Source organism: Candidatus Eisenbacteria bacterium, assembly GCA_016930695.1.
GTDB lineage: Bacteria > Orphanbacterota > Orphanbacteria > Orphanbacterales > Orphanbacteraceae > JAFGGD01.
In genome coordinates this window covers 1-24,567 of sequence record JAFGGD010000030.1, presented here as the reverse complement: position 1 = coordinate 24,567, position 24,567 = coordinate 1, and the positions used below count along the sequence as shown (strand labels likewise).

The 24,567-nt window shown below is 65.3% G+C and carries 19 protein-coding genes and 2 tRNA genes; 15 read left to right on the top strand and 6 right to left on the bottom strand.

The window, feature by feature from the left end; translation table 11 throughout:
- Positions 1-20: 20 nt before the first annotated feature.
- Positions 21-1,673, bottom strand: coding sequence for a hypothetical protein (locus JW958_05580; GenBank protein MBN1825718.1), 1,653 nt, complete (start codon positions 1,671-1,673; stop codon positions 21-23).
- Positions 1,674-1,937: 264 nt separating this feature from the next.
- Between JW958_05580 and JW958_05575 the strand changes: the two genes are divergently transcribed.
- Both JW958_05575 and JW958_05570 read left to right on the top strand, forming a co-directional pair.
- Positions 1,938-2,603 (top strand): hypothetical protein, encoded by a 666-nt coding sequence (locus tag JW958_05575; GenBank protein MBN1825717.1) that lies wholly within the window; start codon positions 1,938-1,940, stop codon positions 2,601-2,603.
- A gap of 224 nt (positions 2,604-2,827) precedes the next feature.
- Positions 2,828-3,199: a hypothetical protein gene (locus JW958_05570; protein ID MBN1825716.1), complete on the top strand. Its 372-nt coding sequence runs from the start codon at positions 2,828-2,830 to the stop codon at positions 3,197-3,199.
- Here the strand turns inward: JW958_05570 and JW958_05565 are convergent.
- The 5 genes from JW958_05565 to JW958_05545 all read right to left on the bottom strand — a co-directional run bounded on the left by JW958_05565 (position 3,163) and on the right by JW958_05545 (position 9,635).
- The gene (locus tag JW958_05565; GenBank protein MBN1825715.1) at positions 3,163-4,047 is read right to left on the bottom strand and encodes a DUF1848 domain-containing protein; all 885 of its coding nucleotides are present in this window, start codon (positions 4,045-4,047) and stop codon (positions 3,163-3,165) included. The genes JW958_05570 and JW958_05565 overlap by 37 nt on opposite strands.
- Positions 4,048-5,772: a hypothetical protein gene (locus JW958_05560; protein ID MBN1825714.1), complete on the bottom strand. Its 1,725-nt coding sequence runs from the start codon at positions 5,770-5,772 to the stop codon at positions 4,048-4,050. It abuts the gene before it with no gap.
- Between the two features lie 125 nt (positions 5,773-5,897).
- Positions 5,898-7,004, bottom strand: coding sequence for an ABC transporter permease (locus tag JW958_05555; GenBank protein ID MBN1825713.1), 1,107 nt, complete (start codon positions 7,002-7,004; stop codon positions 5,898-5,900).
- The gene (locus JW958_05550; protein MBN1825712.1) at positions 7,001-7,984 is read right to left on the bottom strand and encodes an ABC transporter permease; all 984 of its coding nucleotides are present in this window, start codon (positions 7,982-7,984) and stop codon (positions 7,001-7,003) included. The genes JW958_05555 and JW958_05550 overlap by 4 nt, the downstream gene beginning before the upstream one ends.
- 31 nt (positions 7,985-8,015) lie before the next feature.
- A complete protein-coding gene (locus tag JW958_05545; protein MBN1825711.1) occupies positions 8,016-9,635 on the bottom strand; it encodes a peptide-binding protein in 1,620 nt (539 codons plus the stop codon).
- A 154-nt stretch (positions 9,636-9,789) separates the two neighbouring features.
- Between JW958_05545 and JW958_05540 the strand changes: the two genes are divergently transcribed.
- The 13 genes from JW958_05540 (at position 9,790) to JW958_05480 (ending at position 24,347) form a co-directional block, all read left to right on the top strand.
- On the top strand, positions 9,790-10,695 hold the full coding sequence (locus JW958_05540) for a DUF3473 domain-containing protein (GenBank protein ID MBN1825710.1): 906 nt from the start codon (positions 9,790-9,792) through the stop codon (positions 10,693-10,695).
- 68 nt (positions 10,696-10,763) lie between these two features.
- Entirely contained in the window at positions 10,764-11,912 is a 1,149-nt protein-coding gene (locus tag JW958_05535; protein MBN1825709.1) for a PEGA domain-containing protein, read from the top strand.
- 24 nt (positions 11,913-11,936) lie between these two features.
- The gene (locus JW958_05530; GenBank protein ID MBN1825708.1) at positions 11,937-14,081 is read left to right on the top strand and encodes a fibronectin type III domain-containing protein; all 2,145 of its coding nucleotides are present in this window, start codon (positions 11,937-11,939) and stop codon (positions 14,079-14,081) included.
- A 280-nt stretch (positions 14,082-14,361) separates the two neighbouring features.
- Entirely contained in the window at positions 14,362-15,171 is an 810-nt protein-coding gene (locus tag JW958_05525) for a sugar transferase (GenBank protein MBN1825707.1), read from the top strand.
- Positions 15,172-15,389: 218 nt separating this feature from the next.
- A tRNA-Leu gene (locus JW958_05520) sits at positions 15,390-15,474 on the top strand.
- 47 nt (positions 15,475-15,521) lie between these two features.
- Complete coding sequence (tig, locus tag JW958_05515; protein MBN1825706.1) at positions 15,522-16,832, top strand: trigger factor; 1,311 nt, start codon at positions 15,522-15,524, stop codon at positions 16,830-16,832.
- Between the two features lie 23 nt (positions 16,833-16,855).
- Positions 16,856-17,434, top strand: coding sequence for an ATP-dependent Clp endopeptidase proteolytic subunit ClpP (gene clpP, locus JW958_05510; GenBank protein MBN1825705.1), 579 nt, complete (start codon positions 16,856-16,858; stop codon positions 17,432-17,434).
- A gap of 38 nt (positions 17,435-17,472) precedes the next feature.
- On the top strand, positions 17,473-18,723 hold the full coding sequence (clpX, locus tag JW958_05505; GenBank protein ID MBN1825704.1) for an ATP-dependent Clp protease ATP-binding subunit ClpX: 1,251 nt from the start codon (positions 17,473-17,475) through the stop codon (positions 18,721-18,723).
- A gap of 27 nt (positions 18,724-18,750) precedes the next feature.
- On the top strand, positions 18,751-21,147 hold the full coding sequence (gene lon / locus JW958_05500; protein MBN1825703.1) for an endopeptidase La: 2,397 nt from the start codon (positions 18,751-18,753) through the stop codon (positions 21,145-21,147).
- Between the two features lie 79 nt (positions 21,148-21,226).
- Positions 21,227-21,808 carry a YihA family ribosome biogenesis GTP-binding protein gene (locus JW958_05495; GenBank protein ID MBN1825702.1) on the top strand — a complete coding sequence of 194 codons (582 nt, stop codon included), beginning with the start codon at positions 21,227-21,229 and terminating at the stop codon, positions 21,806-21,808.
- Positions 21,805-22,941, top strand: a complete 1,137-nt coding sequence (locus JW958_05490) for an alanine--glyoxylate aminotransferase family protein (protein MBN1825701.1) — start codon at positions 21,805-21,807, stop codon at positions 22,939-22,941. The genes JW958_05495 and JW958_05490 overlap by 4 nt, the downstream gene beginning before the upstream one ends.
- Positions 22,941-24,218 (top strand): adenylosuccinate synthase, encoded by a 1,278-nt coding sequence (locus JW958_05485; GenBank protein ID MBN1825700.1) that lies wholly within the window; start codon positions 22,941-22,943, stop codon positions 24,216-24,218. The genes JW958_05490 and JW958_05485 overlap by 1 nt, the downstream gene beginning before the upstream one ends.
- Positions 24,219-24,274: 56 nt before the next feature.
- Positions 24,275-24,347, top strand: a tRNA-Lys gene (locus JW958_05480).
- The last annotated feature ends 220 nt before the right edge of the window (positions 24,348-24,567 follow it).

Sequence of the window (24,567 nt, the reverse complement as noted above, 5' to 3'; positions counted from 1 at the left end):
GTGTCCGGGCGCGGGCCGGCTCAGGGGGAGGGATCGTTGGTGAAGTCGGTGAAGGGAGAGGCGAGAGAAAAGATCTGCCCGAGGCCGACATGGGCGGAAAGGGAACCGTCCTCGAGGTTTTTGGCGACGTCCACTCGGAAGACGTTCGAGTTGCGCGATTTGGTCAATCCCACGCGGAGGCCGGCGCCGAAGGAGGAGCGAATGTCCTCCGCGCGAACCGCATCCCGGCGATCCCAAGTGGCGCCCGCGTCGAAAAAGAAGGCGGCTCCGAAGGCGAGCGTGTAGAAGCGTATGCTCGAGAAGAAACGGTTCTCCACGTTGATCACCAGGCGGCGGACCCCGGCGCCGCTCGCCGATCCGAAGCCGCGGAGACCGTTCAGGTGATCGAGAAGGAATTGCTCGCCCGGATCGGCGCGCCAGAGTTCGTCCCATCGGATCCGGGCGGCGAGGGTGTTCCGGCGGGACCAGCGCTGGTGGGAGAGAATCGAGCCGTAGGCGAGGGTTCTCCCCCAACCGCCGGAGAGACGGTCCGCGCGCGTGCCGGCGATCCATGCGAGGTAGCGCCCGCTACCGGTGGGGTGCGTGTACTGCCCCTGGCCGGCGAAACGCCACTCCCCCTCCCCTTCGACGACGCGTCCGGCCGACAGATAAAGATACCCTCCCAGTTCCACGTCCTCCACGCGGTCGAAATGGTCGATTTGATGCTCCTCGATGAAGTGGAAAGAGCCGTACCCGAGGCCGACGCCGCCGATCCAGCGCCTCTCGTTCTCCGGGGCGGCGACCGTGTCCGAATCCACACCCTCCAGAAGGCGGAGATCCCTGTAGACCTTCTCTTCCCGTGTCCCCTCGAAGCGGAAGAGGAACTTACGTCGCCTGTCCCCCAGCATTCTTCCGACGGCGACGCTCTCCCAGCGGTAGACGCGGAAGAGATCGCCGATCCTGCGGTCCGCCCGGTAAAGATCGCGCACGCTCTCCACGCGGATCGTGCGGGCCACCCCTCCCCATCGGGTGCGAAGCGAGTAGAAGGGTCGCCGGAGGTAGGCGTCGTGGCTCCTGTCGTCGCCCGGTCCCCCCTGCACCTCCACTTTCATGTTCCAACGCGACCCGAAAAGGAGGGGATCCTCGTAGACATAACCGAGCCCCCCACGATTCCCCCGGCGCGTGTAGCGCAGGCCGATCCGCTTGCCGAAACCGAGGATGTTGATCTCGTTCAGGCGAATCTCGAAATCGTCCTTTTCTCCCCCCTCCTCCTCGTCGTCCACCGAAAGCTCCACCTGGGTGGACCAAGTGTCGTGGGTCTCCACCACCACCCTCCGCCGTTTCTCATCCGGGTCGAGCGGCTCCACCGAGGCGTAATTGATGAACATCAGCCCCCGCAGGTTTCTCTCCGTTTCTCGAAGGATCTCTTCGTCGTAGGGATCTCCTTCCCGGAAGAGTAGGGCGTTCCGAATGACGTTCTCACGGGTGACCACGTGAAGGCGGTTCAGCCAGCTGAATGGGAAACGGTCATAACCGGGGACGGAGGGATTGAAGACGGGTTTGCGGAGGATGATGGCTTCGCCGAAAAGGACCTCTCCCTCTCCCTCTTCGCCGGTGGTCGGCGCGGACGACGAAGGGCGCACCGCCGCGACGAGGAAGAAGCAGACCATGAAGAGGATCGAGACCGCGCGCATCCTTCGGAACCTCCGCCTTTCGGCTGAAGAGCTATCACGGCGGGACGGATGGGACAACCCCGTTGCGGTTTCCCGGCGTCCGTCCTATTGTAACCTATTCCGAGACTTCATGATACACGGCTCACCCCACCGAGGCTCCCTCGTTTCGCTCTCCTCGGCGCGCGAGGGAACGGACCGTGGATAAAAAGGTTAAGCAGATCGCGACGGGCCGTCGTCCAATGGGATAGAAAGCCACACGACGAACCCGAGGGAGGAGGTCCGAAGATGCAGAGAGTGTGGAAACTCACGGTGCTGACGTTGCTCGCCATTCCACTGGCCCTTCTGCTCGTCACGGCCGACGCATTCGCCGGCGACATGAAGAAAGACAAGGCCTACAAGCAGATCTCCATCATGGAAAAGATCATAGACGAAGCCATGGTGGAGAGCCGGAACGCCCTGGTTCGATCCTCGCAATGCGTCCGCGGAGTCTACCTGGAAGGATACGGTCCCGTGTTCACCCTCGAGGTGGGACTCGTCGACGAGGGGTTCGGGCTCCAGAAACTCTCCCAATTGATGAAAATGGGGAGCGGCTACACCGTGACCCGGGAAGAGGATGAGGATGAGGGGGAGACGGTCATCACCATCCAGAGGAAGAAAGGCTCCGGCGACTGGGACGAGGATGACGAAGAAATGGCCGTCACCGACGAAGAGCGGTACGGCCTCGTGAAGAAGGAACTGATCGAGGTGATCCGTGATTATGGAGACACCATCGCCCGCGCGAGCAGCGACGATTGGTTCACCCTCTTCGCGGTTCCCCTGCAGACCGCCTGGACGGACAAGGATATCCGGCGCCTCGTGATCAAAGTGCAGATGAAGTACATCAGCGATTTCAACGCCGGTAAATTGGACGCGGCCGGATTCGAGAAACACGTCCAAATCGTCGAGTACTGAGACCGACCACGCCGCAAGGCGGGAGCCGCGCCCCGCTCGGGACCGATGTTCCGGGCGGGGCGTTTCCTTTGAACAGGAGGGGAAAGATGGTGAGAACGCACCGGAGATAATATCCGTTAGGCGTTGTAATAAAGCGTGTTAGAAGTCGTACGTTTCCGTCGGGTCTTTCGCCGGGGGGGCTCTGCCGATAAGAGAAGTAGAGGAGATCGATTGGGAGGCGTACCGTGCGATTCGTGTTCCGATTTTTTCTGCTGGTCGCGGTGATCCATCTGGGAGTCTCGGCGGGCACTCCTTACATCCTTTACCGTTTCCTCGATATGCGGGTCGACGAAATCGTCGCCGCCTCGATGGATCATTCCGAGCACTGGGTGAAGGCTCAGATTCTCGAGTATGCCCGGGAGAAGAAGATCCCCCTCGACCCCGAGAACGTGTTGGTCTGGAGAAACAGGAACGACCTGCGGGTCTGGATCGAATACGACCAAACCGTGAATGTTCCCTTCCATCGCTTCGACACGATCTACCGTGTCACCTATCCGGAAGGAACGGTCCCCCCCCAGCGCTACGCCGGCCGGAGCCGGTCCTCTCCGGGCTCGTGAGCCCTCAGGCTCCTTTCCGCCCTCTCCGGGCTCGACACGGCATAGCAGTAGACGCATCCGAAGGGACAGGTGTCATAGGCACCGATGTCCCGGCTCTCCGCGCAGCCGCACCCCGGCCGTGTGGGGCGGCGGTTGATGCGTAGATCCGGATCACCGGCGAGCCGCCGGATCCGATCCGGATCGACACAGGACGCGGCGGGCGTTTCCTCGGGCTTTCTCTCCTCTTCGCAGCAGGCGGCGAGGGAGATCCCCTTCTCCGCCGCGATCTCCATGAGGTCGAGCATCAAGCGCCTCGCCTCCCCTACGCTCGGTTCCCGGACGTCGAGGCCGGCGGCTCGCAAACGGCGGTCTACTTTTCGATACCTGTCGAGATAGCTGACGATCACGGTATCGACCTTCCCCCGAAGGCGGCCGGCGATCCTCCGGAAACGACGCCTGTGGTCCTCCGGCTCCTCCCCGGGCGCGAGGAGGATCGGATCGTAGCGCCACACCACTCTCTCAGGCCCGATCCGTTCCGCGAGCCGGATCAGTCCCTCCAAACCCCTCTCACCGGGGCCCGACGGTTCCCATGGGGGGCCGTAACCGGTGTGGGTGTACTGGAAGTAGAAGAGGCGCCCCTCCCGCTCGAGGCGGTCCACCGCGGGGAGGAACGGGAGCGCGTTCCGCGTCCAAAAAACGAAGGCGAGAACGTCCTCGGGGAGAAGGGAAACCTCGTGAACCCGTGATGAAAAGGGCGTGCCGTAGCACGCCCTCCCCTCGTTCAGTCTTTCCATGAACCAGCGGCCGTACCAGGCGGGAACGTCGGTCCGGCGGCTTACGGACAGAATTCTCTTCCCCTCTCCCGTAATCTATTTACTCCCGAAGTGGATCGTCGCCCGCGGCAGGCGGTTTCCGTTGGAGGCCATCTGTAGGCTGTTGAATGCGTCAAGGATTCCCTTCGCGGCCGGAAGAGAAGCGGACTTGTTGGTCATGCTCTGCTGGACGCCCGGGTTTTGGGGAGTGACGAGCAGATCCTCGAAAAGGACCAGGAAGGGGGATGCGGGCGTCGAGTCGTTCGCCGGCTCCAGCGAGATCTTCACCGCGTAACTGCTCTGGTTGAAACGGCGATTGGAGCCCACCAGGAAGTCCTGCCCCGGGAAGAGGGGAGCGGCGCCCGCGCCCGCGTAGGCGCCGGCTCCGTCCGAGTCCGCGCCGTTCGGGTCGGCGAAGGTGCCGATGGAGATCAAGGTGTCGCTCGTCGTGCCGGTGCGGAGCCGGACGATCCAGCCCTGGTAAATCCAGCCGGAGGGGGCCGCCGGAAGGTCCAGGGAGGAGACGGTGTCCGTTCCCGTCGTGTCGTAGAACCAGATACCGCGGTAGTAATCCGCGTCGCTCTCCGGAGAGGTCGGCGTGTCGAGGGTGTAGGTGCCGGTTCCGGCGAAAACGTCTCCCAGGGCGAGGGGGTGATCGTAAGACATCTGCAGGGTGTCCCCGTTCGCGGCGGCGCCGAGGAAATAGGAACCGCTCGGCGACGGGTCGCCGTCATTCCGCTCGATCGAGATGAGGAAGTCATCGGCGGAGAGGACGTTGCTCCCCACCGGAAATCCCGTGATTACATCACCGGTGGTCACGTCCCGGATGGCGCTTAGGCTGTAAACGAAGCGGCCGAGGCTGACCGTCGAATCGGGGAAGTCCGCCCAGATCTCGTAGTAGCTTTCCGCCGGCGATCCGATAAAACGTTGCACGGAGAGGACGAGATTGCCGCTCCCGGCGTCTTTTTGGAGAAGGGTGAGGAAGAAGGGTTCATCGGACGGATCCGTGGCCGGCTCCAGCGTGATGGAGACTCCGTAGACGCCTCCGTCCACGTCGAGGACGGGCACGTCGCCGGCCGCGGTTACGAAATCCTGTCCCGGGAAGGGATAGCCGTCACCGCCGCCTCCCGTGGCGCCCGCTCCGTCCGAATCGGCGGCGCCGGGGTTGGTGAAGCGGCCTGTGGTGTATGCCTTGCCGGTCACCCGGTGGGTGACCCACCCTTCGTACACCCAACCGGCGGAGAGAGTCGGGAGCAGCAGCCCCGCCGCTCCCTCGCCGTCGGTCCACCAGACTCCGCGCCCGGCGTCCGCGTCGTCCTCGGTACTCGGCGTGTCGAAAAGGAAAAAGCCGGCCGCGCCGGTGAGATCCGCGCCCACTCCGGCGGCGACGGTCAGTTCCGCCTGCAGATCGCCGGGGGTTCCGGCGAGAAAGGCGGCACCGGCCGGCGTCGTCGCGGCGGTGTCCGTTTCGACGGTGATCAGCAGGCGATCCGCGCCGGCGAGACGATCCTCCTGCTCGAAGGAGGTGAGCGGATCGCCGTCGAGGGTGACCGGCGCGCCATCGAGGACGCCGAAAGAGGCGACCCGCGTCTTCACGCCGTTCTCTTCCGCCCAAAGCGCGAAATGTCCGGGCGAAGGATCGCCGAAGTTTCGGAGGGTGAGGACCACCTGATCCTCGCCGTCGGCGGGACCGCCGATCACGTTTTCATCGTCGCCTCCGCAACCGGCCCCGATGAGGAGCAGTGCGGACAGAAAGATCCAACAGGATCGCGAGAGCTTCATTCCTTTCCCCCGTTCGCTGTTTCCTCTAGCGAATAAGAAACGGCTCCGCCCCCCGCGAGCCACTCGTCGGGGGCGGCGGACGGAACCGCCAACGTCGTGAACCATAACCCGTTCCCCGCCCGTCGTCAATCGGATTGGGTCCCTCTCCTCCGCCGCCATGGGAGCGCGGTACGGGGGTCCAGGGCGTCCCGGAGCCCGTCGCCGACGAGGTTGAAGGCGATGACGGTGCCGACGATCGCCAGCCCCGGAAAGGTGGCGACCCACCAGGCCCCCAGAAGGGCGTCCCGGCCGTCGTTGATCATGCTCCCCCAACTCGCCGCCGGCGGCTGCACGCCCAGACCGAGGAAGGAGAGAGACGCTTCGAGGATGATGGTGTGCCCGATGTTCAGCGTGGCGGCCACCACGATCGGCGCCACCAGGTTCGGCAGTATGTGCCGGACGATCACGCGGGGAGCGCGGTAGCCGAGCGCCCGCGCGGCGAGAACGAATTCCCGTTCGCGGAGGGAGAGCACCTCGCCCCGCACGATCCGCGCCGTCCCCATCCAGCCCGTAGCGCCGAGCACCGCGACCAGAAGAAAGATGGACGGCCGGAAAAGGGCGATCACCGCCAGGAGGAGAACCAGCCGTGGGAAGGCGAGGAGCACGTCGGTCAGCCGCATCAGCACGCCGTCGACCCATCCACGGAAATAGCCGGTGACGGCTCCGACCAGGGTGCCGATGGAGATCGCGATCGCCACCGACACGAAACCGATGGTGAGGGAAACGCGGGAACCATAAAGAATACGGGTCCAAACGTCCCTGCCGAATTTGTCCGTGCCGAGAGGATGGTCCGCCGACGGGGCGAGGTGGCGCCCCGTTTCGATGTTCTGCGCGCTCGGCGAACCCGTCGCCAGGAGCGGCGTGAAGAGCGCACCCGCGTAGAGCACCCCCATCGCGACGAGGCCGGCCAGGGCGAGGCGGTTGTCGCGGAAACGATCCAGGAAGGGGGAGCGCCGGCGCCCCCCTCTCCCCCGCCCGCCGAGCGCCTCCCGCGCCGCGAGACAGAGCACGAGAGCCAGGGCCGCGCCTGCCGACGCCACTCCCGAGGGATCGCCGGAACGGACCAAGGCGAGGGCGCGCTCTCCCCTCGCCGCCAAGAGCGCCGCCGGCGCGGCGAAGAAGAGAAATTCGGCGAGCGCCGTCCCGATCGCCCCCGCGCGGAGAGAGGCCAAACCAGGAAGGGGAATCCTCATCGTTCCTCCCCCCCGTGGCGGATCCGGGGATCCACGAAAGAGTAGGCCAGATCCGCCGCGAGATTGGCGGCGATCACCAGCACCGCCATCAGGAAAGCGTTCGCCATGACCAGCGGGTAATCCCTCTGGAAGATGGCGGTGACGATCACCCGTCCCATGCCGGGCCATCCGAAGATCGTCTCCACGAGCACGGCGCCGCTGAAGAGGAAGGGGAGATAGAGGCCGACCAGGGTCACCACCGGGATCAGGGCGTTCCGGAGGGCGTGACGGAAGATCACTCGGCTCTCCGGCAGTCCCTTCGCGCGGGCGGTTCGAATGTAGTCCATACGGATCACGTCGAGGAGGCTCGCCCGCGTGTAGCGCGCCACGCCGGCGGTCGCGCCCAGCCCCAGCGCCGTCGCCGGGAGGACGATGTGCCGAACACGGTCCGCCATCCTGCCGAGGAAGGGGAGCGCGTCATACTCGAAATCGAGCGCGTGCATCTGATCGGCGGGGAACCACTCCAAACGGTAGTGAAAGACCAGAAGAAGCATCAGCGCGAACCAGAAAGCGGGCATGGAGTAGAAGAAAAAGGAGACGAGTGTGATGGCGTGATCCAAGAGAGATCGCGGCCGGACCGCCGATGCCGTTCCCGCCAGGATCCCGAGGGTGAAGAGGATCACCAGGGAGACGGAGGAGAGGATCAGCGTGTTCGGCAGCGCTTCGGCGAGGACTTCCGAAACGGGGCGGTTCCGGGCGAAGCTGTGGCCGAAGTCTCCGGTGAGAAAGCGGCCGAGCCAGCGGACGTATTGCTCCGGCAAGGGCCGGTCCAAACCGAGGTTGTGCTGCATTTCCCGGATCACCTGCGGGTCCGTGTCCGGGTTCCAATAGATCGCCGTCGGGTCTCCCGGCGCCAGGTGGACCACGAAAAAGACCAGCGTGCATACGCCCCAGACGAGGGGGACGGCGCCGATCACGCGTCGGATCAGATAGGATGCCATCGCCTCGAAGATCGGGCCTCGGCCCGGCGGATCAGTAGCGGCGCCGATCCGCCGGGACGGACCATTCGTGAATGTTATACGTCCAAGAGTACGTGAGGAAACGAACGTTCCGGAAACGCTCGTGCACGGCGTGCACGTCCTCCAGATTGAAGAGGAATGTGTAGGGCGCGTCGGCGGCGATGTCCCGCTGCACGCGCGACCAGAGATCCTTCGCCTTCTTCCGGTCGAGTTCCATCCCCGCTCGGTCGATCAGCTCGTCCACCTCGGGATTGGAGTAGCTGACCTGGTTGAACTTGTCCGCGATGGATCGGCTGTGCCAGATCGGAGTCAGGTCCACCTTGACCGCCTGTCGCCAGCCGTAGCAGTCGGCCTCGAACTCCTTCCGGTTCGTCTGTTCCACGAAAACGGTCCACTCCACCGTTTCGGGGTGCATGCGGACGCCGATCTTGGCGAGCATCTCCTGCACCACGACGACGATGTCCTTGCGGAGATCGTTGTTCTCGTTCGTTTTCATCGTGAACTCGAAGGGGACTCCTTCCCGGTCGAGCCAGCCGTCGCCGTCGTGGTCCTCCCAACCCGCCTCGGCGAGGAGCCGCTTCGCCCCTTCCACGTCGTAGGGGATCGGAGGGATCTCCGGGTCGAACGCCCAGAGAAACGGAAGGATCGGCCCGTGGATCACGCGCCCCAACCCGTAGAGCAGGGAACGGACGATCGACTCACGGTCGATCGCCATCGTCAGCGCCCGGCGGACCCGGCGGTCCGCGAAGAGTGGATGGGCGTTGTTCCATCCGAGATAGTAATAGGAGCGGCTCGGCACCCGGTGGATGACGATCCCCGGAGTGTCCCTCAGATCCTCGTAGGCGTGAGGCGGAAACTTCGGATAGAGGTCCACCTCCCCCGTCTTCAGCTGAGCCAGAAGACTGGTCCGGTCCGGGACGATCTTGAAAACCACCCGGTCCAGCATCGGTCGCCCTTCGAAATAGTCCTCGTAGGCGCGGAGAACGATGGACTGCTGGGCGGTCCAGCTCTCGATGAGGAAGGGACCGTTCCCGACGGGGCGGCGGTTGAAGGGATGATGCAGGAGTTCCTCCACCGGGATCCCCTCGAGCAGGTGCTTCGGCAGAGGGGTCGCCACGTTGGCGTCGGTCAGCTGATAGGGGTAGACGGCGTCGAAGTCGAAGCGAACGGTGAAGGAGTCGAGCGCGACGGCGCCGGTGACGTGATCGAGCCAGCGGACGGCGCCGTAGGCGATTCTCGTGTCCTTATAGATCGGAAGGGCGAATTCCACGTCGTAGGCGCTGAAGGGTGCGCCGTCGTGCCAGGTCACGCTGTGACGGAGGTGGAAGGTGAGACTTTTGTGGTCCTGTGAGAACTCCCAGGACTCGGCCAACTCCGGCGAGTAGGTCGCCATGTCCGGGTTGGTCCGCGCGAGCGGCCGGAAGAGGATGCCGTGCACGTCGCTTCCGGTGACGGTGCTCGACGCGAAGGGGCTGAGAGCGTCCGCGTCGGTCTCCACGCCGATCACGCAGGTTCCCCCCGGTCCGTCCGGGCCGGCGCCGGATTCCCCGCCCTCTTTCCCACCACAACCGGAGAGGAACGCGAGCAGCAGAAGGGCCGTAAGGACGATGAGGGGAAAGCGGATGAAACGCACTGCGGACTCCTTTCGGGCTAAACCGGTCACGGCGCCGGGCGATCCCGGCCGAATCCTATCGGCCGCTCCGGGAGGGGAGCAAGCAAAACATGTCGATCCGACCGCTTGACAGCTCTTCCGCCCCGCCGATACCTTGCCGGTGTAAGGAGAACCCATGAGGGAAAGAGGACCCGGCACGGGAGCGCTCACCGTCGACGTGGAGGAGTACTTTCACGCCACTCTACTCCGGGATCGCGTCGGTCGCAAGGAGTGGGAGGCGCGCGCGGGACGCGCCGGCGCGGCGGTGGAACGCCTTCTCCGCCGCTTCGAGGAATGGGACGCGCGCGCCACATTTTTCGTGCTCGGCTGGTTGGCGGAACGCGAGCCGGACACGATCCGCGCCATCGCCGCGGCCGGCCACGAGATCGCCTGCCACGGCTACGACCACGCGCTGGTCCATGAACTCGGTCCGGAGCGATTCCGCGCGGACCTGCGACGCAGCAGGGACGCGATCGGCGCGGTGACCGGCCGCGCGCCGTCGGGCTACCGCGCCCCCACCTTCTCCATCACCCGCCGCTCGCTCTGGGCTTTCCCGATTCTGATCGAAGAAGGATTCCGTTTCGACTCGAGCGTCTTTCCGATCCGCCACGACCGCTACGGTATTCCCGGTTTCCCCCGCCGCCCCGTCCGGATCCGCGCCGACGCCGGGGAGATCATCGAGTTCCCCCTCTCCACGCGCCGCCTCTGGCGTTGGAACCTCCCCGTATCCGGCGGCGGCTACCTCCGCCTACTCCCCTTTTCCTGGATCCGGCGCGGTTTCGAGGCGATCCGCGCCGAGGGGGGGACGCCGGTTCTCTACCTGCACCCGTGGGAAATCGATCCGGACCAGCCCCGAGTCCCTCTCCCTCTCCTCTCCCGTTTCCGTCACTACCACGGCATCGAGCACGTGGAGGAACGCCTCGGACGGCTCATCGAGGGCGGCGATTTCCTCCCCATGGGGGAGCTGATCGATCGGGTGGACGCGGAGCCGTTCGACCCGGCGCGCCTCACCGACGCTTTCCAGGCGCGACCCTCTTCTTGACACGTCACTTAGGGCCGCCTATTCTGGTTCCGTTCCCGGAGAACCCGGAAAGGAGGGGAACGCCCGCCATGACCATCGACCGCCGCCGTTTTCTCGGCGCCGTCCCGATTCTTCTCATGATCGCGCTCCGCGCGAACGCCGCGGCGGATCCTTTGACCATCTGGACCCATCCGCTCGGCGCGCGGATCGAACTGAAGGGATCGATGGTCCTACGCGGAGAATCCCCCCTACCGCTCCGGGCGGACCACACGGGCGCCTACCGCGCCCGCGTCGAGATGCCGGGCTACGAAACCGCCGTGGGGTCGCTCCTTTTCCGCGTCGAGGACGGCGCGCTCCGGCTCGACCGCCACGACCGTTCCCCCGGCGCGGACCGGCTCGTCCACTCCCTCTTCCTCCCCGGCTCGGGACAGATCCGCGACGGCAGGAGGACGGAGGGGATCTTCTGGGGGGGCGCGACTCTCGCCGCCGGTATCGCCGCCATCGTGACCGAGTCGCGCTATCGCGGCGCCCGCGAGGATTTCAACGACGCCGACGCCGCGTTGGAGAGGACGGACCCGAACGACCGGGCGGCCTACCTCGATCAATTACACGAGACCTTCCGGCTGGAAGCGGAGACGAACGGGAACAAGAGGGCGCGCGACTACTCCCTCGGAACGCTCGGCGCTTTCTGGGCTCTCGGCGCAGCGGACGCATTCCTCTTTCGTTCCTCATTCGACGTGCGTGAAGGGGATCCGGGAACGGTGCAAATCGGTCTGGTGCGGAAGACGCGCTTGCGCCGCGCGCTCCGCTCTCTCCTCTATCCCGGCATGGGGCAGAACTACTCCGGCCGAAACATCCGCGCCCTCGCCTTTGCCGGAGCGGCGACGGCCGCGGGCGTTTCCGCGCTCGTCTCGCACGTCCGTTACAAGGAAGAGGTAGACCTCCTCGACGCGCTCGGGCGCGAAAGGGCGGAACTGATTCCGGGAGGCCCGGAGGAGGCGGCGCTTCTCCTCGAGGTGGATCGAGAGACGACGGCGGCTCGGAATCGGCGGGACGACCACCGGGACGGGCGAAACCTGGCCGCGGTGATCACCGCGGGAATCTGGATCGGGGCGGTTCTGGACGCGGCCCTCATCGGTCCGGATTCTCCCGGCGAAGAGGCTCCTCATTGGGAAATTTCCTTTCTCGATCCTCCCGTCCGGGGATCGACGGCAATCGGTATCCGCGGCCGGTTTTGATCGGCGCGGTCGGAGGCTATCCGGATGAGACGCAGGTTCCTTCCTATCGCGCTCCTGATTCTCGGCCCGGCGCTCCTCCTGCCGGCCGGTTGCGGCGACGACTCGATCACCCGCGTGGCGGAACCCGTCCGGGTCCCCGCCGCCCCGACGGACCTCCGGGCGTCCCTGGGGGAGGAAGAGGCCACCCTCCGTTGGGAGATGACCGGGGAGGAGTCCGTTCTCCGGTACCGTCTCTACCGGCGCGAAGGGGACGCGGCGCCGTCGGTCCTCATCGACAGCACCGAAGCGCGGCAGTACCGGGACGACGGCCTGGTTCCCGGCCGTATCTATACCTATGAAGTGACCGCGTTCGGCGTTTCGGGGATCGAGTCGGAGCGTTCCCTCCCCTTGACGATCACGCCGGGGTCGATCGGTTTGACCATCAACGATCGCGCCGCCTACACCGCTTCCCCGTCGGTCCTTCTCTCCCTCACCGCTCCCGCGGGGGTGACGGAGGTGCGGATCGGCGAAGACCCGGATCTGGAAGGCTCCTTCTATCGCGCCTATGAGACGGCGATCACCTGGCTCCTCTCGGAGGGGGACGGCGCCAAGACCGTATACGCCCGGTTCCGAACCGCCGGCGGCGTGGAAACCGCCATCGCCGAGGACGGGATCGTGCTGGACACCCGCGCGGAGATCCTCTCTCTGACCGAAGATTCGGAGGGGAAGATTCTCGCCCCGGGCGACACGCTGCGCGTGGAGATGAACACCGGCGAAAAAGGGGGAACCGCGACGGTCACCATCGGCGACGCCCTCATCGGCGAGCCGCTCACTTACGACACCTTGAACGGAGTCCACCGGCTCGTCTGGCGCGTGCCGGCGGGGATCAGCGCACAGAGCGCCGTCGCGGCCGGTTCCTTCACGGACCGCGCCGGGAACAGCGCATCCGCGCGCACCAGCACGCGGATCGCCCTCCAGGAAACCGACGTCTATCCCGAGCCGGTGACGCTCGAGGATCCCGCCGAGTCGGGAAGCGACTGGATCCTCCTCCGTTGGTCCAGGAGCGCCGAAATCGACTTCTACGGCTATCGAATCTGTCGCGGCGCTCTGCCCGGCCTGCAGGGCGCGGAAGACGAAGAGCTGGTGGCGGTGATCCGGGATCGGGAACGTCTCAGCTGGATCGACTCCTCGCTGGCCGTGGACTCGACCACCTATTACTACCGAGTCTTCACCGAGGACACGGGCGGGCGGATCTCCGGCTCCAACGAGCTGAGGGCGAGCACGAGGAACGCGGCGCCCCGGGCGGTGGAGAGTTTCACCGCCGAGGCTTCCTCTTCCCCCTCCACGACCGTCCGTCTCACCTGGACCGCGGTGGACCCGTCCACGGTGGCGGATTTCGCCTACTACGAGATCTACCGGTCCACGTCGGAGGCGGTGAGCCGCGAATCGGAGCTGGCCGGGGTGATCGGCGAGATCTACACGCGCAACTGGACCGACGAGGGCACCGCGCAGGCGAAGACCTATTTCTACAGGATCTACGTAGTCGACCGGGGCGGACTCGCCTCGGGATCGGAAGCGGCGGCCGTGACCACCACCGACCTCCCTCCCTCCTTCGTCACACTCGGCGCGCCGAGCGTGGACCAGGCGAACGGGAACGTGATCCTCTCCTGGGACCGGTCCCCGGACACCGACTTCGCGGCCTACCATCTCTACGCCGCGGGGTTCGCGACCGGTTCGGCGGAACCCGCCTTCTCGCTCATCGATGAAATCAACAACATCGATGCGACATCCTACGTCCACGATCCGGACGTGACCGATCTCCCCTATTCCGTGGAGTATTACCTGGAAACGATCGATCTCGCCGGGGCGGCGACACGGAGCAACACGGTCCAGGCGGTTTTCCCGCCCGCGGATCTTCCGGTCGTCTCGAACGTGGAGGTGACGATCGGGCAGACCTTCGCCGTGATCAGTTTCGAAACGGACGTGCCGGCCCTCGCCGTGGTTTCCTACAGCAAGAACGGCCTGTCGCTGAATCTCCAGGAGCAGGGGGCCGCTTCGTACAGAACCGTGCATTCGATCGCCCTGGACGGCTTGAGTTCCGACAGCAACTACTTCTTTCAGATCACCGTGGAGGATGAATCGGGGGGGGAGGCGGTCTCGTCGATCGGCTCCTTCACGACGCTCCCCTGACGCGCCCCGAGGGGCGTCGAACCGGAACTCCAGCCGGTGGGGCCTGCGGCCGATTATTTGAAAGGACGACTCGTAGCGTCCGGGCGCTTGACCGACCGCCCTCCGATGCGGTAAAATACTTGTCACCAGTCTCTGCTGCTTATCAACAGGAACAGACCGGTTGTTCCACCGGGGCGGCCCGAAGTCCGCGTCGTCGCCTGGTCCCCGGCGACTGGGTAGGGCTCTTGGGGAGCCGCCCGCGGGATAGGGAATCACATCAGTCGGAGCACGGGATCGGACCATGAAACGGCGCATGGGACTGTCGAGGATTCTGCCCATCAAGGGGAAGCGCGCCGAGAGGGTGGCGCGTCCGGGCACCCTCAAGGTCATCGATCTGACGCGACACGCCGGCGACCGCCTCCGGATGCGCTGGGACGACGCTCCCCGTGTCCCGCTCGCCAAGGAATTCGCCGACCGTCTTCTCTCCCTGGGAATGCTGATCGTTCTCCTCCCCTTCCTCGCCTTCGTCGCCGTCGCCATCCGCCTCTCCTCTTCGGGACCGATCATCTACAGGCAGGTGCGTATCGGACAAAACCGGCGCGGCATGTCCCGCGGCGGGGGCGCATCGACCTCCTATTACGATGTCTATGACAGGAGAACCCTCGATCTTCCGGGGAAGCCGTTCATCATCTTCAAATTTCGAACCATGGTGGACGGCGCCGAAAACCGCTTCGGCCCCATTTGGGCGAGCAAGAACGATCCGAGGATCACCCTCCTCGGCCGCGTGCTCCGCAAGCTCCGCGTCGACGAGCTGCCGCAGCTGATCAACGTCGTGAAGGGGGACATGAGCCTCGTCGGTCCCCGGCCGGAGCGCCCCACTTTCGTGCGGGATCTGATCGACGAGATTCCCGAATACGCGGTCCGTCTCCGGGTGAAACCGGGAATCACCGGTCTCGCCCAGGTCAAGCACCACTACGACACATGCCTCGAGGATGTCCGCACCAAGCTCCGTTATGACCTGGAGTACATCCGCAACCTATCCCCCCTCCTGGATCTGAAAATCCTCATCCGCACGATCTGGGTCGTCCTCACGATGAAGGGCTCCCACTAGCGAGACGGTCGGGAGCGCGCGGAAATACCTCTTTTCACGGCCCGGAATCTGCTTGACACTCCGGAGGGGCTTTTCTTAGGGTGAGTCGGCGATCTCGACGGGAAACTCCAGCCGAATCAACAGATTAGGCTTTCGTTTCCTTGACGGACCCCCTCGGGGTTGTTATATTGGGGGCGGTCCCCCGCGGGACCGTTCGCGTAATGCGGATCAGGTGCCCCGCGAGAGTGGCGGAACTGGCATACGCGCTGGATTTAGGATCCAGTGAGGAAACTCATGGGGGTTCAAGTCCCCCCTCTCGCACCAGGAATCGTACAACCATCCTACGAACGAAGGCGGACCGAGACGGATCGATGAGCGAAGAACAAACGCCGAACGTGCAATTCGAGGAGCCGGAACCGGGGCTGAAGGTGTTCTCCGTTGAGGTGCCCGAGGCTTCCCTTCACGCGGAGATGGAAAAGGCGTACGGAGACCTGGCCCGGGACGCCCGGGTGCCCGGTTTTCGGAAAGGGAAGATCCCCCGCTCCGTCCTCGAGCGGCGTTACGCCGGAGCGATCCGGAGCGACGCCTTGGAAAAACTGGTCTCCCGGGTGGTCTGGCGGACGTTGGACAGCTACGAGGTGACCCCCTTCTTCGACCCCGAAGTGGAAGATCTCTCCGCCGACGAGGGGGAGCCGGTCCGCTTCCGCATACGGATCGACGCCTGGCCGGCGATCGAGCTGAAGCAGTACAAGGATTTCGAGCTGGATCGCCCCGTCCGACCCGTGAGCGACGAGGAGGTCGCGGAGGCCTTGGAGCGCATTCGCGAGGGGAACCCGGAGTACGTCCGCGCCGAGCGTCCGGCGATCCGCACTGATCAGCTGATCTTTCACTACCAGCGTTTTCTGGAAAACGGAAACGCCTTCGGCAAGCGCGTCACCGGCGCGGAGGTGATCCTCCGGCCCGAGCCTTCCGAGGACGCCGTCCAGAAGACGCTCGAGGAGGGGATGCTCGGTCTCTCCCCCGGCGAGACGAAGGGGATTCCCGTCGATTTCCCCGTGGATTACCCCAACGCGGCTCTCGCCGGGAAAGTGGTGGAGTTCCGTATCGAGCTCGACGAGGTTCGGGAGAGGATGCTTCCGGCGGTGGACGACGCCTTCGCGGGGCGAATCCTCGGCGAAGAGGGGGCCGGCGTGGACGACCTCCGCGCCAAGATCCGTGAGGAGATGACCAAAAAGGCGGAGGAGGAGGCGGACGAGGCGCTGGACCGGGACATTCTGGAGCGCATCATCGAGGCGAACCCGATCGACGTGCCCGAGAGGCTCCTGGACAAGGTGGCGGAGAAAAACGCGCCTTCCTTCCCCTCGGAAGAGGAGATTCCACCGGAGCACCGCGAGGAGGCCGCCCGGCAAAAGGCGGAATATCTCGCCGAACAGAGAAAAGGAGCGCTCCGGGCGATTCAGAAATTGGCCCTTCTTTCCGAAATTAGTAGAAGAGAGAATCTGGAGCCGAAGGAGCAGGAGGTGCAGGCGATGAAGCGGGTTTTCCGCCCCCGCACCGACCCTTCTCTCTCCGCGGAGCGGCGCCGCCGCGACGAGGAGGACCTGGAGAAGGATATCCGGCGGCTCCTCAGGGAAAGAAAGGTCTATCAGTGGGTGCGGGAGCACTCGACCGTCAAACCTTGACGGGGGGAGCGGAATCGATGGGACTGGTTCCAATCGTAGTCGAGCAGAGCGGACGGGGTGAGCGGTCTTACGACATCTACTCGCGGTTGCTCAAGGACCGAATCATTTTTATCGGAAGCCCGATCGACGACAACGTGGCCAACCTGGCCATCGCGCAGATGTTGTTCTGCGAGGCGGACGATCCGGAACGGGACATCTATCTCTACATCAACAGCCCGGGCGGGTACGTCACCTCCGGACTCGCCATCTACGACACGATGCAGTACATCAAGCCGGACGTGATGACCATCTGCATGGGCCAGGCGGCGAGCATGGGCGCGCTCCTCCTGTGCGCCGGCGCCAAGGGGAAACGGTCCATCCTCCCCCACGCGCGGGTCATGATTCATCAGCCCCTGGGCGGCAGCGAAGGCCAGGCGTCGGATGTCGACATCTATACCAAAGAGCTTTTGAAGACACGGGAGACGCTGAACCAGATACTCGTGAATCACACCGAGCAGAGCATCGCGAAGATCCGGAAAGACACGGATCGGAATTTCTTCATGTCCGCTGAAGAGGCGAAGGACTACGGGATCGTCGACGAGGTGATCAGCAAGCGCGTCTGATCCTCTCCGAAGAAGGGGTTGGTCACGTGAAAAAGCGGATCGGTTCTCCCCACCCCATTCGTTGCTCGTTTTGCGGCCGGGGCCAGGAAGAGGTGACCAAGCTCATCTCCGGCCCGTCGGTGTATATCTGCAACGAGTGCATCAAGCTCTGTAACGACATTCTCCGCGAGGAGATGGGGCGGGAGATGGTCACCACCGAGGTGGAGATCCCCAAACCCTCGGAGATACACGAGTTTCTCGATCAGTACGTGATCAGCCAGAACGACGCCAAAAAGGTCCTCTCCGTGGCGGTGTACAACCACTACAAGAGGATCCATTTCGAATCCACCAGCGACGACGTGGAGCTGGAGAAATCGAACATCCTCCTGATCGGACCGACCGGCACGGGGAAGACCCTTCTCGCCCAGACGCTGGCCAAGCTGCTCCGGGTCCCCTTCGCCATCGTGGACGCCACCACGCTCACCGAGGCGGGCTACGTGGGCGAGGACGTGGAGAACATCCTCGTCAAGCTGCTCCAGAACGCCGACTACGACGTGCCGAGCGCGGAGAGGGGGATCGTGTACATCGACGAGATCGACAAGATCTCGCGCAAGTCGGACAATCCCTCGATCACCCGCGACGTTTCCGGCGAGGGGGTGCAGCAGGCGCTTCTGAAGATTCTCGAGGGAACCACGGCGAACGTTCCTCCCCAGGGAGGGCGCAAGCACCCGCAGCAGAAGTACATCGAGGTCAACACGCGCAACATCCTCTTCATCTGCGGCGGCGCTTTCGAGGGACTCGACAAGATCATCGCGCGGCGGATGGGCGAAAAGGTGCTCGGTTTCGGCGCCAAGGTGCAGACCCGGAAGGAGCGCGAGGGGAGCATTCTTCTCCGCCACGCCGAGCCGGAGGACCTTCTCAAGTTCGGCCTGATCCCGGAGATGATCGGCCGTCTGCCGTCGATCTGCGCGTTGCAGACCCTGGACGAGGACGCGCTGATCCGCATCCTCACGGAGCCGAAAAACGCGGTGTGTCGGCAGTTCCAGGTCCTCTTCGAGATGGAGAACACCGCTCTCCAGTTTACCCCTGAAGCGCTCCGGGCGGTGGCGCGCAAGGCGCTCGCGCGCAAGACCGGCGCCCGGGGTCTTCGGGCGATCCTGGAGGAGTCGATGCTGGACGTGATGTATCGCCTTCCTTCCCTCTCCGATGTCCGAGAGTGCATGATTACCGACGCCGTGATCGATCGGGGCGAAGAGCCCATGATGACCCTCGACGCGAAGAGGCGGAAGAAGGGCACCGGAAGCTCCTGATCGCCGCCCGTCGGGGGAGAACCGCTCATGATCGAGATCCGCCGCGGCGAGGAAATCATCGAAATCCCCGAGCAGCTCCCCCTCCTTCCCCTCCGGGACGTGGTCGTCTTTCCCTACATGATCATCCCGCTCCTGGTGGGCCGGCCGAAGTCGGTCGTCGCCCTCACCCGCGCGGTGGAGGGGGACCGCTTTCTCGTGGTCGCCGCCCAGAAGCGCACCGAGACGGACGATCCCGAACGACGGGACCTTTACCCCGTCGGCACGGTGGTCCGCGTCCTCCAACTTCTCCGTCTCCCCGACGGATCGATCAAGGTGCTCGTCGAGGGGATCGGGCGGATTCGCATGACGCGCTTCCTCCCCCGCGAGGATCACGCGGAAGTGCGGATTCTCCCCTACGGCGCCCGTTCGCGACCCTCCCGGCGCCTCACCGCCCAGCTCCGGGCGGCGCAGAGTCAGTTCGAGGAGTACGCTCAGCTCCACAGCAAAGTCCCCGAGGAGGTGCTTCTGCCGGTGGCGAACGTGACCGATCCGGATCAGTTCGCCGATCTGGTGGGCGCCCATCTGCTGGTTCCCGTGGAGAGCAAGCAGAAAATCCTGCAGGCGGAGACGAGCCGGGAGCGACTCGTCCTTCTCGCGCAGATGCTGAACGACGAGCTGGAGATCCTCCGGATCGAGAAGAGGATCGAGGGGGAGGTGCGTTCCCAGGTACACAAGAACCAGAAGGAGTGGTACCTCCACGAACAACTGAAGGCGATCCGCAAGGAACTGGGGGACGCGCCGGAAGGGTCGTCGGAGGTGGAGGAACTGCTGGAGACGGTACAGAGCTCCCGCATGCCCGAAGCGGTGAGGGTGAAGGCGGAAAAGGAGATCGAAAAGCTCCGCAAGATGCCTCCCCTGTCGCCGGAGGCGACGGTGGTCCGCAACTACGTGGACTGGCTGATCGGCCTTCCCTGGGGCGTGGAGACGGAGGACACCCGGGAGATCGAAGAGGTGGCGCGCATTCTCGACGAGGACCACTACGGACTCGATCGGGTGAAGGAGAGGATCGTCGAATACGTGGCGGTGATGCAGCGGGTCCGGCGGATCCGCGGCCCGATCCTCTGCTTCGTCGGCGCGCCGGGCGTGGGAAAGACCTCCCTCGGGCGCTCCATCGCGCGCGCGCTGGGGCGCAAGTTCGTCCGCGTTTCCCTCGGCGGCGTGCGGGACGAGGCGGAGATCCGGGGGCACAGGCGCACCTACATCGGGTCTCTTCCCGGCCGTATCGTGCAGTCCATACGGAAGGCGGAGAGCATGAACCCGGTCTTCCTCCTCGACGAAGTGGACAAGATGAGCAAGGATTTTCACGGCGACCCGGCGGCGGCGCTGCTGGAGGTCCTCGACCCGGAGCAGAACGCCCTCTTCAGCGACCACTACTTGGAGCTGGAACTGGACCTCTCGCGGGTGATGTTTCTCACCACCGCCAACACGCTGCAGGGGATCCCCGCCCCCCTTCTCGACCGGATGGAGATCATCCGTCTTCCCGGGTATCTGGAACCGGAGAAGGTTCACATCGCACGGGGTTTCCTGATTCCCAACCAGATGAAGGAGCACGGGCTTCGACCGCGCGACCTTTCCATCGAGGATGACGCCCTCCGCGGGATCATTCGCGACTACACGAGGGAGGCGGGGGTGCGCAACCTGGAGAGGGAGATCGCCCGGATCTGCCGTAGGACGGCGCGCGCCGCGGCGGGACGGGGAAAAAAGGCCCGGACGGTCCGTGTGACGGCGCGCTCCCTCGGCCGCTACCTCGGCGTGCGGCGCCATCCGAAGAGGGAGATGGAGAAGCGCAACCTGATCGGCGTCGCCAACGGCCTCGCCTGGACGGAAACGGGCGGCGACACGCTCTCCATCGAGGCGGCGTCCGTCGAGGGGAAGGGGGAGCTCACCCTCACCGGCCATCTCGGCACGGTGATGCAGGAGTCCGCCCGGGCTGCGCTCACCTACGTTCGCTCCCGCGCCGTTCGCCTCGGCTTGTCCCACGACTTCTACCGCGAGACGGATCTGCACGTGCACGTCCCGGAGGGGGCGATTCCCAAGGACGGCCCGTCGGCGGGAATCACCATCGCCTCCGCGATCATCTCCTCGCTCACCGGCGTGCCGATCCGACGGGACACGGCCATGACCGGCGAAATCACGCTGCGGGGGCGCATTCTCCCCATCGGCGGCCTGAACGAGAAGCTGGTCGCCGCCCAGCGCGCCGGCTACCGGACCGTGATCTTCCCCCGGGAGAACGAGAAGGATCTCGCCGAAATCCCGGAGGAGGTGAAGGAAGGGCTCGAACTCGTTCCGGTGGGCGACATGGACGAGGTCCTCCCCCGCGTGCTCGCCGAACCGGAGAGAAACCGGATCCCCCTTTTCCGGCCCCCGCCCAAGGGTCGCCGCTGATCCCGCCTCCCTCCGACTCCTCTTGGAAGACGAGCCCGCCGGTTGTACAATCGTCGCGGATCGGCACGAAAGGCAGGACGTGAAGCCTCTCTCCTTGGAGTTCGACAGGGCCGTGTCGAGTTTGGACCGGCTCCCCGCGCCGGCGCTGCCGGAGACGGCGCTTCTGGGGCGTTCGAACGTGGGGAAGTCGTCCCTCATCAACACGGTGGGGCGGAACCGCAAGCTCGCCCGGATGAGCCGCGACCCGGGCCGCACCCGCACGTTGAACTTCTATCAAGGAGACGGACTGATTCTCGTGGACCTCCCCGGCTATGGGTATGCCAAGGCGCCGGAGGCGGAGCGCCGCCGATGGGGGCGCCTCGTGGAAGGGTATCTCGAGAATAGGGAGAACCTGGTCGCCGGTCTTCTCGTGCTCGATGTCCGGCGCGTTCCCGGAGAACAGGACGGGATCATGCGCGGCTGGCTCGCCCGGAGGGAAGTTCCCTTCCTCGCCGTGGCGACCAAGGCGGACAAGGTGAGTCGCGGCGCGGCGCTCGTCGCCGCGCGGACCATCCGGAAGACGCTCGATCTCACGGAAGAACAGGTTCTTCTTTTCTCGGCAAAAACCGGCGCCGGCAGAGAGAAACTGACCGGTTGGATAAGGAGCGCGAGCGAACGATGAACAAGTACAGACTCTTCGCACCCGGCCCGACCATGGTTCCCGCCGAGGTGATGGCCGCGAACGCGAGTCCGCAGCTGCATCACCGTTCCCCCGAGTTCCGCGCCATCTATCGGGAGGTGACGGACAACCTCGCCTACGTCTTTCAGACCGAAAGCGATCCTTTGATGTTCGTCTCTTCCGGCACCGGCGTGATGGAGGCGACGGTGGCGAACCTCTTCTCCCGCGGCGACAGGGTCGCGGCGGTGGTGGCGGGCAAGTTCGGCGAGCGTTGGCGGAACATCGGGCGCGCCTACGGTCTGGAGGTGCTCTCCTACGAATTGGCGTACGGCGAGACCACCGACGCCGACGCCTTTCGCGCCTGGCTCGGAAAGCAGGGGGACGTGAAGGGGATCCTCCTCACGCACAGCGAGACGTCGACGGGGACTTTCCACGACATCCGCGCCGTCGCCGAGAAGGTGCGCGACCTCGGGCCCCTGATCGTAGTGGACGCCGTTTCCAGCTTGGGCGCGCTGGAGCTGAAGACGGACGAGTGGGGGCTGGACGCGGTGGCGAGCGGCTCCCAGAAAGCGCTCGGCTGCCCGCCCGGCGTCTCTTTCGTCGCCCTCTCCGAGCGCGCCTGGAAGGCGATGGAGACCGCCGATCTCCCCCGCTTCTACTGGGACTTCCGGGCGAACCGGAAACAATTGGAAGCGGCCAACTCTCCTCTCTTCACGACCGCCACGTCGGTGGTCTGCGCGCTCCGCGAAGGGCTGAAGCGGGTGCGCGAGGAGACGATCGAGGGAATGACGGCGCGCCACGCGCTGCTCGCCGAGGCGACCCGCGCCGGCGTGCTCGCCATCGGCTGCCGTCTCTTCAGCAAATGCCCCTCCAACGCCGTCACCGCCGTCCTTCCGCCTGAAGGTTTGGACGTCGAGGAAATGCGCAAGATCGTCCGCAAGGACTACGGCATCCTCTTCGCGGGCGGACAGGGGGAGATGATGGGGAAGATCTTCCGCATCGGCCACATGGGCTATTTCGACCGGTTCGACGTGATCACCGCGATCGCGGCCCTCGAATCGGTCTTCCCGCGGCTCGGGTATCCCGTCGAACCGGGGAGCGGCGTGCGCGCCGCCCAGGAGGTCTTGAACGCCTGATGCCGGCCACGGTGGTTTTGGGCGCCCAATGGGGCGACGAGGGTAAGGGGAAAATCATCGACGTTCTCGCGTCGGGCGCGTCCTGGACGATCCGTTTTCAGGGGGGCGCCAACGCGGGGCACACCATCCGGGTGGGGGGCGAGCGGTTCGCCCTCCACCTGATCCCTTCCGGGGCGGTGAGACGGGAGATCCGCTGCGGCCTCGGCTGGGGGATGGTGATCGACCCGGACCGCCTGCTCGCGGAGATCCGCGGGCTGGAGGAGCGCGGCATTACGATCCGGGACCGTCTACTTGTCGACGCGCGCGCCACCCTCCTCCTCCCCCACCATGCGGCCCTCGACGGGTCGGAAGAGGAGAGGCTCGGCGCGGGCGGCCTCGGCACGACGCGGCGCGGAATCGGCCCGGCCTACGCGGATCGGGCGGCGCGGCGCGCGCTGCTGGTCGCCGATCTTCTGGAAGAGGACGGCCGGAAGAAGCTCCGCGATTTTCACGAGCGGGCGGATGAGAGAATCCGCCTTTCCGGAAGCGAGAGGATCGGCTTCGCGCGCCTGGAGGAGCGATGGGCGCTCTGGCGCGAGGAAATGGGTCCCCTCATCGGGGACTGCTCCGCCGGGGCCGGCCGCGCCCTCCGTCGCGGGGAGAGGGTGCTCTTCGAGGGAGCGCAGGGGGCGCACCTCGATCTCTACGCCGGCACCTACCCCTTCGTCACTTCCTCGTCCACGCTCACGGGCGGCGCCTGCGCCGGGCTCGGCGTGGGGCCGGCGGCGATCGACCGCGTGGTCGGCGTGGTGAAGGCGTACTCCACGCGCGTCGGAACCGGGCCTTTCCCCACGGAAGCATCCGCGGAGGAGGCCGCGCTTCTGCGCGACCGGGGAGGAGAGGTGGGGACCACCACCGGGCGGCCGCGCCGCTGCGGCTGGCTCGATCTGCCGATGGTGCGTGCGGCGGTGCGCTGGAATGGGATCACCGAGCTGGCCCTCACCAAGGCGGACGTGTTGAACGGCAGGCGGGGAATCCCCGTCGCCGTCGCCTACCGTTTTCAAGGAGAGAGGCTCGAGGAGCCCCCTCCTTTTCCCGCCGCGCTCGGCCGTCTGGAACCGGTCTATGAGGAGTGGCCGGGATGGGGAGAGATCGGTCAACCCGCGCGGGCCGCCGGGGATCTTCCGGAAAAACTTCTGGGCTACGCGGAGCGGGTCGGCGCCGAGGCGGGAGCTCCGGTCCGATTTCTCTCCATCGGTCCGGAACGGGACGAAACGGTCGACCTTTCCGTCTCCTGATCCCCGCCCCACACACTTGCATCCGGATCGCTCCCCCCTTACAATGATCCGCGCGTGGGCCGTTAGCTCAGTCGGTAGAGCACCTGCCTTTTAAGCAGGAAGTCGTAGGTTCGATCCCTACACGGCTCACTTTTCACCCGCCGGTCGAATCTTGCCTGGACCTCGTAACGGATCCTCCATCGATCGCCGGGTGAACACCCACGTGCGTCATTGCGAAGCCTCGTATACGAAAACGATCGGGACCGGCGGGTGAGACTCCCACTTCATTCCGTACGCGTCCCCGTGCTCGAAGCGCGATCGAAGTCCAAATCATTTTCTCCCTCTCCCGCTTGCGGGAGAGGGTGGGGGT